Annotated in this window: 12 protein-coding genes, 2 tRNA genes and 1 rRNA gene; 6 read left to right on the top strand and 9 right to left on the bottom strand. The window is 35.1% G+C overall.

All coding sequences use genetic code 11. The features are described from left to right. Positions 1-20: 20 nt before the first annotated feature. Positions 21-1,551, bottom strand: a 16S ribosomal RNA gene (locus tag CKBE_RS01780). Positions 1,552-1,918: 367 nt separating this feature from the next. Between CKBE_RS01780 and earP the strand changes: the two genes are divergently transcribed. The 3 genes from earP (at position 1,919) to CKBE_RS01765 (ending at position 4,166) form a co-directional block, all read left to right on the top strand. Beyond that, positions 1,919-3,013, top strand: coding sequence for an elongation factor P maturation arginine rhamnosyltransferase EarP (gene earP, locus CKBE_RS01775; RefSeq protein WP_015237886.1), 1,095 nt, complete (start codon positions 1,919-1,921; stop codon positions 3,011-3,013). Between the two features lie 121 nt (positions 3,014-3,134). After that, positions 3,135-3,692 carry an elongation factor P gene (efp, locus tag CKBE_RS01770; RefSeq protein WP_015237885.1) on the top strand — a complete coding sequence of 186 codons (558 nt, stop codon included), beginning with the start codon at positions 3,135-3,137 and terminating at the stop codon, positions 3,690-3,692. An 18-nt stretch (positions 3,693-3,710) separates the two neighbouring features. Further along, positions 3,711-4,166, top strand: a complete 456-nt coding sequence (locus CKBE_RS01765) for a DUF1178 family protein (RefSeq protein ID WP_015237884.1) — start codon at positions 3,711-3,713, stop codon at positions 4,164-4,166. Between the two features lie 117 nt (positions 4,167-4,283). Here CKBE_RS01765 and CKBE_RS01760 read toward each other — a convergent pair. The 7 genes from CKBE_RS01760 to cysS form a co-directional block, all read right to left on the bottom strand. Next, positions 4,284-4,361 (bottom strand) — tRNA-Arg (locus CKBE_RS01760). 98 nt (positions 4,362-4,459) lie between these two features. Next, positions 4,460-4,551: transfer RNA gene (locus CKBE_RS01755), tRNA-Ser, on the bottom strand. Between the two features lie 17 nt (positions 4,552-4,568). After that, positions 4,569-5,816, bottom strand: a complete 1,248-nt coding sequence (locus CKBE_RS01750; RefSeq protein WP_015237883.1) for an aspartate kinase — start codon at positions 5,814-5,816, stop codon at positions 4,569-4,571. Between the two features lie 100 nt (positions 5,817-5,916). Next, positions 5,917-6,936, bottom strand: a complete 1,020-nt coding sequence (tilS, locus tag CKBE_RS01745; protein WP_015237882.1) for a tRNA lysidine(34) synthetase TilS — start codon at positions 6,934-6,936, stop codon at positions 5,917-5,919. An 8-nt stretch (positions 6,937-6,944) separates the two neighbouring features. Then, on the bottom strand, positions 6,945-7,904 hold the full coding sequence (locus CKBE_RS01740; RefSeq protein WP_015237881.1) for an acetyl-CoA carboxylase carboxyltransferase subunit alpha: 960 nt from the start codon (positions 7,902-7,904) through the stop codon (positions 6,945-6,947). A gap of 31 nt (positions 7,905-7,935) precedes the next feature. Beyond that, a complete protein-coding gene (locus CKBE_RS01735; protein WP_015237880.1) occupies positions 7,936-8,559 on the bottom strand; it encodes a DNA-3-methyladenine glycosylase family protein in 624 nt (207 codons plus the stop codon). 22 nt (positions 8,560-8,581) lie between these two features. Then, the gene (cysS, locus tag CKBE_RS01730; protein WP_015389979.1) at positions 8,582-10,036 is read right to left on the bottom strand and encodes a cysteine--tRNA ligase; all 1,455 of its coding nucleotides are present in this window, start codon (positions 10,034-10,036) and stop codon (positions 8,582-8,584) included. 205 nt (positions 10,037-10,241) lie between these two features. Here cysS and CKBE_RS01725 point away from each other — a divergent pair, with 205 nt between their 5' ends. The 3 genes from CKBE_RS01725 (at position 10,242) to CKBE_RS01715 (ending at position 12,182) form a co-directional block, all read left to right on the top strand. Then, a complete protein-coding gene (locus CKBE_RS01725) occupies positions 10,242-10,847 on the top strand; it encodes a tetratricopeptide repeat protein (protein WP_015389978.1) in 606 nt (201 codons plus the stop codon). 68 nt (positions 10,848-10,915) lie between these two features. After that, positions 10,916-11,419 (top strand): peptidylprolyl isomerase, encoded by a 504-nt coding sequence (locus CKBE_RS01720; protein ID WP_015237877.1) that lies wholly within the window; start codon positions 10,916-10,918, stop codon positions 11,417-11,419. Further along, positions 11,409-12,182 (top strand): UDP-2,3-diacylglucosamine diphosphatase, encoded by a 774-nt coding sequence (locus tag CKBE_RS01715; RefSeq protein ID WP_015237876.1) that lies wholly within the window; start codon positions 11,409-11,411, stop codon positions 12,180-12,182. The genes CKBE_RS01720 and CKBE_RS01715 overlap by 11 nt, the downstream gene beginning before the upstream one ends. Here CKBE_RS01715 and CKBE_RS01710 read toward each other — a convergent pair. After that, positions 12,179-13,021, bottom strand: coding sequence for an undecaprenyl-diphosphate phosphatase (locus CKBE_RS01710; RefSeq protein WP_015237875.1), 843 nt, complete (start codon positions 13,019-13,021; stop codon positions 12,179-12,181). The two genes, CKBE_RS01715 and CKBE_RS01710, sit on opposite strands and share 4 nt — an antisense overlap.

The raw sequence follows: 13,021 nt of genomic DNA, 5'->3' as shown, positions 1-13,021 counted from the left end.
TGCATAGTTTCAATGCTCTTAAAGGAGGTGATCCAGCCGCACCTTCCGATACGGCTACCTTGTTACGACTTCACCCCAGTCATGAATCCTACCGTGGTAATCGCCCTCCTTTCGGTTAGGCTAACTACTTCTGGTAAAACCCACTCCCATGGTGTGACGGGCGGTGTGTACAAGACCCGAGAACGTATTCACCGCAGCATGCTGATCTGCGATTACTAGCGATTCCGACTTCACGTAGTCGAGTTGCAGACTACGATCCGGACTACGATCGGGTTTCTGGGATTAGCTCCCCCTCGCGGGTTGGCGACCCTCTGTCCCGACCATTGTATGACGTGTGAAGCCCTACCCATAAGGGCCATGAGGACTTGACATCATCCCCACCTTCCTCCGGTTTGTCACCGGCAGTTTCATTAGAGTGCCCTTTCGTAGCAACTAATGACAAGGGTTGCGCTCGTTGCGGGACTTAACCCAACATCTCACGACACGAGCTGACGACAGCCATGCAGCACCTGTGTTCTAGTTCTTTTTCAAGCACTCCCAAATCTCTTCGGGATTCTAGACATGTCAAGGGTAGGTAAGGTTTTTCGCGTTGCATCGAATTAATCCACATCATCCACCGCTTGTGCGGGTCCCCGTCAATTCCTTTGAGTTTTAATCTTGCGACCGTACTCCCCAGGCGGTCAACTTCACGCGTTAGCTGCGCCACTAAGACCCGAAGGTCCCAACAGCTAGTTGACATCGTTTAGGGCGTGGACTACCAGGGTATCTAATCCTGTTTGCTCCCCACGCTTTCGTGCATGAGCGTCAGTGTTATCCCAGGAGGCTGCCTTCGCCATCGGTGTTCCTCCGCATATCTACGCATTTCACTGCTACATGCGGAATTCCACCTCCCTCTGACACACTCTAGTTCGGTAGTTAAAAATGCAGTTCCAAGGTTAAGCCCTGGGATTTCACATCCTTCTTTCCGAACCGCCTGCGCACTCTTTACGCCCAGTAATTCCGATTAACGCTTGCACCCTACGTATTACCGCGGCTGCTGGCACGTAGTTAGCCGGTGCTTATTCTGCAGGTACCGTCATTCATGCTGGGTATTATCCAACACTGTTTCTTCCCTGCCAAAAGTGCTTTACAACCCTAAGGCCTTCATCGCACACGCGGAATGGCTGGATCAGGGTTCCCCCCATTGTCCAAAATTCCCCACTGCTGCCTCCCGTAGGAGTCTGGGCCGTGTCTCAGTCCCAGTGTGGCTGGTCGTCCTCTCAGACCAGCTACGGATCGTTGCCTTGGTGAGCTATTACCTCACCAACTAGCTAATCCGGTATCGGCCGATCCAATAGCGCGAGGTCCGAAGATCCCCCGCTTTCCCCCTTAGGGAATATGCGGTATTAGCTACGCTTTCGCGTAGTTATCCCCCACTACTGGGCACGTTCCGATATATTACTCACCCGTCCGCCACTCGCCACCAAACCGAAGTCCGTGCTGCCGTTCGACTTGCATGTGTAAAGCATTCCGCTAGCGTTCAATCTGAGCCAGGATCAAACTCTTCAGTTTAATCTCTGTATTTTTACACGTAATTTAAGTCTGATTTAGACCTAGAATACGTCGCTACCCAAAAAATGAACGGGTTCTTAGAGTATTACTCTAAGACCATGTACATTATTGAGTACTTTTATCTAATTAGCTAAATGTAAAATATTACATACTAAAACTAGCATCAAGTACCCACAATTATCGATTGTTTATTGTTAAAGAGCTCAGCTCTGACAATTTGTTTGTCAGTTGCAGAAGAAGAATTCTCGCGCTTAATGAGAAAAATGTCAATATATTTTTTGATTAGATAAAATTTAAAAACAACATAAGTATTTAATTAATGTTCCCAATGTGTCATTTTATAAAGATTAATATAGATTATATAAATATGGAAGCTGATATTTTTTGCAAAATTATAGATAATTATGGTGATATAGGTTTTTGCTGGAGACTGGCTAAGCATTTATCTTGTGAGTACAAATGGTCGATTCGCCTGATAGTTGATGATCTTTGTGCTTTTTCTTGCATAGAAAAAACATTAGACATAAGCGCAAATAGTCAAATAGTTCAAGATATTAATATAATGAAATGGAATGTTAGTTTAGAAAATTCACTTACTCCGAGTGATATTATACTAGAAACATTTTCTTGCGACATCCCAAATGCATTTAAAAAAATAATGCTGCTAGATATAAGAAGATTTATTTGGATTAATATAGAGTATCTTAGTGCTGAACAATGGGTAGAAGACTGTCATCTCCTATCATCAAATCTATCTAATGGACTAAAGAAAACTTTCTTCTTTCCAGGTTTTACAAGTAAAACTGGCGGATTAATTGTTGAACAAGATTTTTTGAAAAACAAGAAATCTCTAAAAGAATCTATTTATAATCAAGAAGATTTTTTAAAAAGTCTTGGAATAAAACATAAAAGATCAGAATTTCTTTTCTGTTTATTGTTTTGTTACCCAGATGCTCCAGTCAATGATCTTATAAGAAGCATGAAACTTCTTAATAAGAAAATAGTTTTAATAGCGAATGATCAGTCCCTGTTTATTAATGCTAATAGCACTAATAATTTAAAATTAGTTTTAATCCCTTTTATAGATCAAGATAGCTTCGATAAATTAATCTGTTGTATGGATATAAATTTCATACGAGGAGAAGATTCTTTTGTGCGGGCCCTATTATCTGGAAACCCACTAATTTGGAACATATACAAACAAGAGAACAATACTCATATAGATAAACTAAAATCATGGTTAAATTTAAATAGCTTTCCTGTTACAATAAAAAAGGTAATGTATTCATGGAATAATTTTGGAGAAGAAGGCTTAATAAATGCTATTGAAAAAGCAATGTCTAAAGAAAATTGGAATTCATGGAAAGATTATTCTAGAATAATCTCTGAAAAACAGATATCCAATAAATCACTTGGTAAAAACCTGGTAGAATTTTGTACAAGTCAACAAAAACAAAGATAGTATCTTTAATTTGAATTGGAAATACTATCGCTGTTGCTTACATCATTTTCTATAGCATTCTATGCCTGTATGCCAAAGTTATTTAAATAAAACAGAAATGAAATTAGGGATTTGAATATAAATGAAAACTGCTCAAGAACTAAGGATTGGCAATGTCGTAATGGTCTCTGGAGAACCATTAGTTGTACAAAAAACAGAATATAATAAGTCAGGCAGAAATTCTGCTGTTGTTAGAATGAAATTTAAAAACCTATTGATAGGATCAGTAAGTGAATCTGTATATAAGGCTGACGAAAAATTTGATCTAATACAACTTGATCGCAAAGAATGTACTTATTCCTATTTTAACGATCCTATGTATGTTTTTATGGACGAGGACTTTAATCAACATGAAATAGAAAAAGAAAGCATGGGGGACTCTCTTAAGTACTTGCAAGATGGCATGCAAGCAGAGGTTGTATTTTATGAAGGAAAGGCAATATCTATAGAACTTCCTAATACAATAGTAAGAAAAATCACATATACTGAACCAGCAGTTAGAGGAGACACTTCTGGGAAAGTAACAAAACCTGCTAAAATAAGCACTGGTTATGAAATTAATGTGCCATTGTTTTGTAAAATAGATGACAATATAGAAATTGACACTAGAACTAATGAATATAAACGTTTAGTAAATTAAATATATTATTATAAGAATATGACAGTTAAAGTTTTTGATTTGCAATGTGAATACGGGCATACTTTTGAAGGATGGTTTTCATCTCATTATGAATTCGATGATCAACATTCTAGAAAGATGATAGAATGTCCGTTTTGTTCTTCCAATAAAATCACTAAACTAGTGTCAGCGCCTTATGTAAATACAAAATTAAGTCCTGACGCGAATAATAAAAAAATAGATAAATCATCAGGAAAAGTTAATATCCTAGAAACGCAAATAAATATCATAAAAACAATACGCAAGATATTGAAAGAAGCAGAGAATGTAGGGCCTAATTTTGCAGAAGAAGCTAGGAAGATTAATAATGGCGATGCGGAAAAACGAGCAATAAAAGGCACTGTTACAAAGGAAGAGCATCAGTCTTTGCAGAATGATGAAATAGAAGTGCTAAGCATACCTGAATTTCTAGAAGACCCTTCATCGATGCATTAAAAACAGGATATCATTAAATTAATTATTGACAGAACAGACGCCATAATACTTTATGCACATTGCTATAAATAAAAATCCATGAAATGCTTTAAGTCTTTAAGTGTTGTAAGCAAGATTTGGCGCGCCCGGCAGGATTTGAACCCACGACCCCTTGGTTCGTAGCCAAGTACTCTAATCCAACTGAGCTACGGGCGCAATTGATAATATAAAATCAACAGTTGACAATTCTATATTATTTTAAAAATATCTGCAATAAAACTATATAACTAAAACTTTAAATAGTAATAAAAAACTGGCGGAGGCAGTGAGATTCGAACTCACGATGCAGTTTTAGCCACACACTCCCTTAGCAGGGGAGCCCCTTCAGCCACTCGGGCATGCCTCCACTTTTTAACAATTTATCTACTTATCAAGATCAAATGCCTTATGAAGCGCTCTTACAGCCAACTCCATATACTTATCGTCTATGATAACAGATGTCTTTATCTCACTAGTACTAATCATTTTAATATTTATGCCTTCTTGCGCTAAAGTCTTAAACATTAAACTAGCCACGCCCACATGAGATCGCATACCAACACCCACTATAGAAACCTTAGCTACCTTTTCGTCAACAGCTAAATCTTTTGCTTTAACGACAGGGATAACTTGATCCCTCAAAACATCAACAGCATGCTTAAAATCATTGCGACTTACAGTAAACGAAAAATCAGTGGCTCCAGAAACAGATTGATTCTGAAGAATCATATCAACCTCTATATTGGCAGCTGCCACTGAACCAAGAATTGAGTGAGCAATACCAGGTGTGTCAGGAACAGATAATACGGTAATCTTAGCTTCATCACGACTAAAAGCAATACCAGAAACTACAGCAGATTCCATTTTTCCATCTTCCTCAAAATTAATTAATGTGCCCGAGCTCATTTCTGTTTCAAGTGAAATAAGAGGGTCTGTCAATGAAGAAAGAACCCTGGTAGGAACACTATACTTACCAGCAAACTCTACAGATCTTATCTGTAGCACTTTAGAACCAAGGGATGCCATTTCTAACATTTCCTCAAAAGAAATTTGAGGAAGTCTCCGAGCCTCCGAGACCACTCTAGGATCTGTTGTGTAAACACCATCTACATCAGTGTATATCAAACACTCTTGTGCCTTCAAAACAGCCGCTATGGCCACCGCAGACGTATCAGAACCACCTCTACCTAAGGTGGTTATGTTTCCATCCTGGTCAACCCCTTGAAATCCTGTAATAACAACAACCTTGCCTTGCGATAGGTCATTCTGAACTTTAGTGCCATCTATAGATTCAATTCTAGCCTTTGTATAAGAAGAATCAGTATTTACTGGGACTTGCCATCCAGAGTAACTTCTAGCTGAAACTCCTTCTTTTTGTAAAGCTATAGCTAATAAAGCACTACTAGCTTGCTCTCCTGTGGAAGCTAACATATCCAATTCCCTGGCATCAGGGAAAGGAGAAATATCTCTAGCAAGCCCAAGCAAACGATTTGTCTCACCAGACATAGCTGACGGAACAACTACAATCTTATGACCAGCCATATGCCACTTTGCTATACGACGAGCCACATTTTGTATGCGCTCCACAGAACCCATAGATGTCCCACCGTACTTATGAACGAATATAGCCATATAACACTCTAAATAAAAAATATTATGAATTCGGATATTGTAAAATAATAAATTGATTTTGTCTCTAAATATTAAAAAAATAATATTTTTACTAAATTAATTAATAATTAATTAATTTAGATAACTCTACCCACACTAATCCCTTGCGGCATACTATAATATACGCCCCATACTTTAATTTCATAAATCTATCATAGCCTAAAGCATGCAAATTAGAAAGCTGTCTATATAAATTATTAATAAACGACTCTGTAGGCATGTTCAAATTATTTACTAAAAACCAATATCTTAAAACCTGTATCTTTCTATAGGTCGAATTAATAGAACGCCATTTTGAAAGGCTAAAGCAGCTACTGCTATTGGTTTTTATATCATCAAAATCCAATTTAGCTAAATTTTCTAATACATCTGAGGCACTAGACATATGGTATGCATTTCTACATAAAGAATCCCTCCACCTAGGCCAATATTTATCTAGCTGGGGAGCTAAACAAGCTCTAATAATAGACCTTGCCGTGGACATGTCTACATTAGTTGGATCATTAATAGGATGCCAAGAATTAAGATTTGAAAATAAACGCATCTCAGAACTAATCATTTCCTTTGATATATTTAACCAAGGCCTAATATATGACTTACCATTTTTTATCGAAATATGTCTCATGGCTCCCATTCCTTTTATACCAGAACCACGTAATAACCTTAGAAGAACAGTCTCTGCTTGATCATCTTTATGGTGAGCTAATAAAAGATGTTTGATTTCATAAAAATCTAGCAAGCTATCAAAAGCTTTATATCTGGAATCCCTGGCAGAGGCTTCCAACCCATGCTTGCTTTTACGATCTACATGAATTTTTTTTTCATGAAAAGGAGTATTTAGTAAACTAGCCAAATTACAAGCGTTTTTAGACCAAGAATCAGAATCATCTTGCAAGCAATGATTAATATGAAATAGAAACAGAGATATATTTAAATCATAAGTTACTTTAGTTGCTACTATGGATAGCATAGCTGAATCCATTCCTCCACTGAAGCCAACAGCTATTCTTTTTGGAAGGGCCTCTAAACTAAGCAAAGAAGATCTCAGTGAATTATAAAGATGTTCAGGAACAACATACATATTTATTGTTATAACCTCTGAAATGAACCAAATGATAATATTTTACTAAGCCTTTGCTTAACAAAATAATCAGGACTGAAATCTTGTAACTGCTTAGTAGCATTCATTAAAGCACTGCTTAATGACTGATACATAAGAGCATAGTCTCTATGAGCTCCGCCCATTGGCTCTTTTACAATTGTGTCTATTAACCCTAAACTTTTTAACCTCGGAGCTATTATTGCTAAAGCTTCAGCCGCTTCTTGGGCCTTATCCAAATTTCTCCAAAGTATAGAAGCACAACCTTCAGGGGAAATAACAGAATATGTAGCATACTGTAACATTAGAACTATATTACCAACAGCAATAGCCAAAGCCCCACCTGACCCGCCCTCTCCTATAATAGTAGTAATTATAGGAACTTTTATCTCGGACATTGCATATAAACTTCTACCAATTGCTTCAGATTGACCACGTTCTTCTGCTCCCACACCAGGATAAGCTCCCGGAGTATCAACAAAAGTAAAGATAGGAATATTGAATTTCTCTGCAAGTCTCATTAAGCGCAATGCTTTCCGATAACCCTCAGGCTTAGGCATTCCAAAATTACGCATGGCTCTCTCTTTAGTGCCTCTACCCTTCTGATGACCTATTACCATACAAGATCTTTCATTAAATCTTGCTAGCCCTCCTATTATAGAGTGGTCATCAGAGTACATTCTATCGCCATGAAGCTCATTAAAATCACTAAATAACTCATTTATATAATCAACTGTATGAGGACGTTGTGGATGCCTTGCAACCATAGAAACCTGCCATGGTGTTAAACTTGAATAGATTTCTTTAGTTAGTTGCTGACTTTTGTTTTTTAATTTTTTTACTTCTTCGGATATATCTGTTGCAGAATCCGCCTGAACATACCGCAACTGTTCTATTTTTTCTTCTAATTCTGCTATAGGCCGCTCAAAATCTAGGAATGTATTTCGCATATTAAAATTTCAGATAATAATTTTATACATACTACTTCTCTATGCTGCGCCATAAATACCAAGAAGCAACAGTACGCCAAGGACGCCATGCCCCTGAAACTTCTCTGGCCTCAAAGCGAGAAACTGGCTCACCACTAAAATAATGTATTGATATAGCTCTAATTAAACCAACATCATCTAGAGGCATGACATCAGGTCGACGCAAATTAAAAATTAGGAACATTTCTGCAGTCCAGCGCCCTATTCCTTTTATAGAAGATAACTCAGAAATAATTGATTCGTCATCCATGTTAATCAATTTTTCAGTACTAACTTTATTCTCATAAAAATGATAAGCAAGGTCATGCAAGTATTCAACTTTTCTTTTAGGAATGCCAATGCTATTCAGCTCCCCTCCTTTAGCAAATATAAGATCCCTAGGGGAAGGCAACCTACCAAATATCTTTACAAATCTATCCCAAACAACACCAGCTAATTTGCTGGATATTTGCTGGCTGATTATGGCATGAGCAAGTGTTATGAAAGGCGAATCAGAAGATAAAAACCTTTTTTCTGAATATAATGGAATAATCCTACTTAATATTCTATCCTTTTTTTTTAAGTCTGAAACTGCTTGTTCCCAATAATCAGGCTGAGTAGAATTTATGTATAGCATTTTTATCTAATAATCCTCTACATTAGACACGACGCCAATTAGTAGTGCCATCGATCTTGTCTTCTAATTCAATATTATGATCCTTTAGCATTGTCCTAATCTTGTCAGCTTCTATATAATTATTATTTTTCTTGAAAATACTTCTTTTGTAGATCAAACCCTCTATATCTTCTTTAGAAATGGTATCTGATGAATCATTGTAAATCATAGATGTTTTATATCTAGTAGACTCAGAAAAATAGACTGCTGGATCTTGAGATAAAAGACCCAGTGTTCCCGCCAAAGATTTTAATTGTTTTGCACTGTAAATACATTTATTTTTATTAACTTTTGATGCTAAATCAAAAAGTATTACCATGGCTTCAGGCGTATTGAAGTCATCATTCATAGTTGATTTAAAAGCAACTGAAGCATCATCTCTCCAATCAACTTTAAACTCTCCTTTTAAACCAATATTGAAAAGCGCTAAATACAACCTATCTAAAGAATTCTGAGCATCTACAAGATTCTCGAATGTATAGTTCTGTTTACTACGATAATGGCTTCTTATTATAAAAAATCTTAACATTTCCGCTTCTCGACGATTAACCTGATATCGAAAATCATTAGGTGAGGATTCTTTACCTATAGCTTGACGAATAGTGTAATAATTGCCCAACGATTTTGACATCTTGGAATCATCAACCATTAAAGGCCCACAATGCATCCAAAAATTAGCAAGATTACCACCAAAAGCCCCCTCAGTTTGAGCTATTTCATTCTCATGATGTGGAAATACAAGATCAGGGCCCCCTCCATGTATATCAATGGGATTACCTAAGATGGAACTACTCATAGCAGAACACTCTATATGCCAACCGGGACGACCCGGCCCATAACAAGACATCCATCTGCTATCATTTGGATCATCTTGTTTAGAAGCTTTCCATAAAACAAAGTCTAGCGGATCTATCTTAGAAGAAGCTACAGGAATACGATTTCCAGATCTTAATTCAGTCAGATTCATCCCTGATAACTTTCCATACCCACTAAAACTCTTGGTGGAGAAATTTACATCGCCATCTGGCGTCCTATAAGCAAGATCTTTATTTTCAAGTAGTTTTATGATGTTTACCATTTCATCTACATAACCAGTAGCCCTAGGCTCCTTATATGGCGCTTCTATACTTAAAGCATCCTCATCCATGTGCATAGCCGATATATAGAAATCAGTAATTTCTTTTATGCTTTTATGCTCCATCAATGATTTATTAATGATTTTATCATCTATGTCTGTGATATTGCGGACATATTTTACATCAAAACCAATATGTCTTAACCAACGCTGCACTATATCAAAAACTACCATTATTCTAGCATGTCCTAAATGGCAATAATCATAAACAGTCATGCCACAAACGTACATGTTAACTACGTTATAATTAATCGGCTTAAAATCACTCTTAGTTCTGGTTAACGTATTATATATTTGTAACATAGTAGTATATTAAAAATAATCCTAATATTTAAGATCACAAGACCTATATCCTACACAACAGTTAAAGACCTATAATCTATTTGTCGTATTATTTATGCTCATGTGGTTATATCCAATATAGCAAAATAACGTAAACAAAGACAAAAAACCATTAATACCTATTAAAGGACTATTATTTGTGAAACACAAAATAAACAGCATTAATATGAATATTATGATACTTGTAGTCTGTCTTATAGCTCTAACTAAAACCACATTAGCTGAAGACTACTATACAACACAACAAACAACTAAATCAAATATAAATCGCAAAAGCAATATAAATAATTTGCCCACCAAGAATATCAACTTATCTATTGATAAAATCTTAAAAAGAATCAACGCTAACTCAAATAGTTGTATCAAACAAACAAAATCTGATATAAAAAAACAAGTTGACTCTCTAATGAAAAATAAACAATACGGTAAAGCATTACAAATAGTTAAGAAAAATAAAATAAATAGAAATAATTACAGATCAAATATAGATTTACAATTAGTTCTTAAAGAAGCAATTATATTGAATGAACTAGGAAAGCAAGATAAAGCATATGAACTATACAAGGATATCACTCTCTTGTATCCAGAAATCCCAGAACCATGGAACAACCTAGCGATTATCTGTCTAAAAAAAGGGCTGGAAGATGAGGCAATTTATAATATGAATATGTCAATAATATGCTGTCCAATATATGAAACTGCAAGAAATAATATAGATATAATCAATAATCTAATAATAAAAAAAGATAACTCTTATATTAATTATTCATAATATGCTAGAATCATTCCTCTATAGTTTTTGTAGAAAAATTGTAAATAATAACTAATATTTTATAGATTATGTGTAGAGCTAAAATACAAACAAATTATGGCATTATAGTGATTCTTCTTGATAAAGAAAAAGCCCCGAAAACAGTTGAAAATTTCTTAAAATATATAGATAAAAAATTTTATAATGGAACAATATTTCATCGAGTCATAAAAGGATTTATGATACAAGGCGGTGGATTGCTACCTAGCATGACTAACAAAGAAAATTTAGAAAGCTCTATAGAAAATGAAGCTGATAATGGACTAAAAAACAATATATACACTATAGCTATGGCAAGAACTAATGATCCTCATTCTGCTACTTCACAATTTTTTATAAATACTGCTGATAATCAATTCCTTAATTATAAATCACCTACTTCGAATGGGTGGGGATATGCGGTATTTGGTAAAGTTGTAGAAGGATCTGAGATTGTCGATAAAATAAATAATATTAAAACCTCAAATAAAGGCTTCTATAACGATGTTCCTGTTGATGATGTTGTAATCGAGAATATCGAAATTGTTTCATAGATTAAAAACATATGGAGACACATGGTTAGCTTCAGATTTTCATCTATCTGAGCACACATTAAAAACTTCAAAAGCATTTAAAAAATTGCTGGCGATAGCATCGGCAAGCTCAAGCAATCTAATATTATTAGGTGATATTTTTGATGCTTGGATAGGTGATGATCTAATAGAAAAAAATAAACCATGCTGGCTTATTAACATACTAAAATCAATAAAAATAGCTTCAAGCTATATCAATATATACATATTGCCCGGAAACAGGGATTTTTTACTCGGAGAGAACTTCTCTAATATTTCTGGAGCTTATTTAATAACCGAGCCACAAACTATTTTAGAAAATGATCATCAGGAAATCCTTATTAGTCACGGTGATGAGTTGTGTATAGATGATATAGAATACCAAAAATATAGAACAATGGTGCGTAGCGACAATTGGAAAAATTTTTTTTTGCAAAAAAATTTATTTGAAAGAAGTATTATTGCAAAAAAAATACGAGAGTACAGTAAAATGGCTAATCAGAAGAAATCAGAAGAAATAGCTAATGTAACTGAATCAGAAGTAAAAAAAAATTTTGAGAATATATGTTGCCCATCAAAAATGATACACGGGCATACGCACGTTAAGAAAAAACATACCTACATCGTAAAAAATAGAATTTGTGAGAGATGGGTATTGCCAGATTGGAATTATGACAGCACAGAAAAAGACAAAGGAGGATGGATCGTAGTAAAAAATGACAAAATAGACTACTGTAGTTTCTAGTTAAGAAATAAAACAGCAAAGCCAACTGCTATTCTATATAATGCAAAAGCAATGTAGGTATTTGTCTCAACAAATCTTACTATGTATTTTACTATGAAAAAAGCAGAAACAAATGCTGATAAAGAACCAATAAAAATATTTGAAAAATCAACATAAGATAAATTATCTATATTAGACCACAAGTCATATAAAGCCGCTCCTAACATAGTTGGAATGGCTATTATAAATGAATATCTTGTAGCAATACTTCTACTCAGTCCAGACAGCATTCCTCCTATCACTGTAGCCCCAAATCTAGATACACCAGGTATCATAGCAATACATTGCGCAAAACCAATATATAAAGACTGCTTAATAGAAATGTTGTACATCTCTGTATAATGGGATAATGTTTTTTCATGATTAATATTTTTTCTGTATTCAACAATTATAATTATAAAACCTCCTATTATAAGAGATAGTGCCATTATATTAGGACAAAGAAACAGTTTTTTTATGTGTCTTATTAACAGTGCTCCGATAATAACAGATGGCAGAGTTGAGCATATTATTTTTGCTGAAAATAACAGATATCTAGCATCTAATCTAATAACACCACATAATATCTCAACAATGTAAAATCTGAATAGAAATATCGCTGAAAATATAGCTCCTACCTGTATGAATACCTCAAAAACCATACCATTACAAGAATCGAAACTGATTAACTTGCCAATAAATATTAAATGTGCCGTGCTAGAAACTGGAATAAACTCCGTAAAACCTTCCACTATTCCTAGGAAACAAGCCTTAATCAAAACTAAAAATTGATCCGTATTAATAACTTCATTAACTATCAA

This window comes from Candidatus Kinetoplastibacterium blastocrithidii (ex Strigomonas culicis), assembly GCF_000319245.1.
In the GTDB taxonomy this organism is placed as follows: Bacteria; Pseudomonadota; Gammaproteobacteria; order Burkholderiales; family Burkholderiaceae_B; genus Kinetoplastidibacterium; species Kinetoplastidibacterium blastocrithidiae.
Note: the sequence above shows the minus strand (reverse complement) of the source record. Positions and strands in the feature narration are given on the sequence as shown.

Bases quoted from the DNA above. Each gene is read 5' to 3' on its own strand.
- CKBE_RS01735 (WP_015237880.1), bottom strand. From the start codon at position 8,559: ATGCTATACATAAATTCTACTCAGCCTGATTATTGGGAACAAGCAGTT.
- CKBE_RS01740 (WP_015237881.1), bottom strand. From the start codon at position 7,904: ATGCGAAATACATTCCTAGATTTTGAGCGGCCTATAGCAGAATTAGAA.
- efp (WP_015237885.1), top strand. From the start codon at position 3,135: ATGAAAACTGCTCAAGAACTAAGGATTGGCAATGTCGTAATGGTCTCT.
- CKBE_RS01750 (WP_015237883.1), bottom strand. From the start codon at position 5,816: ATGGCTATATTCGTTCATAAGTACGGTGGGACATCTATGGGTTCTGTG.
- CKBE_RS01720 (WP_015237877.1), top strand. From the start codon at position 10,916: ATGTGTAGAGCTAAAATACAAACAAATTATGGCATTATAGTGATTCTT.
- earP (WP_015237886.1), top strand. From the start codon at position 1,919: ATGGAAGCTGATATTTTTTGCAAAATTATAGATAATTATGGTGATATA.
- CKBE_RS01765 (WP_015237884.1), top strand. From the start codon at position 3,711: ATGACAGTTAAAGTTTTTGATTTGCAATGTGAATACGGGCATACTTTT.
- tilS (WP_015237882.1), bottom strand. From the start codon at position 6,936: ATGTATGTTGTTCCTGAACATCTTTATAATTCACTGAGATCTTCTTTG.
- CKBE_RS01725 (WP_015389978.1), top strand. From the start codon at position 10,242: ATGAATATTATGATACTTGTAGTCTGTCTTATAGCTCTAACTAAAACC.
- cysS (WP_015389979.1), bottom strand. From the start codon at position 10,036: ATGTTACAAATATATAATACGTTAACCAGAACTAAGAGTGATTTTAAG.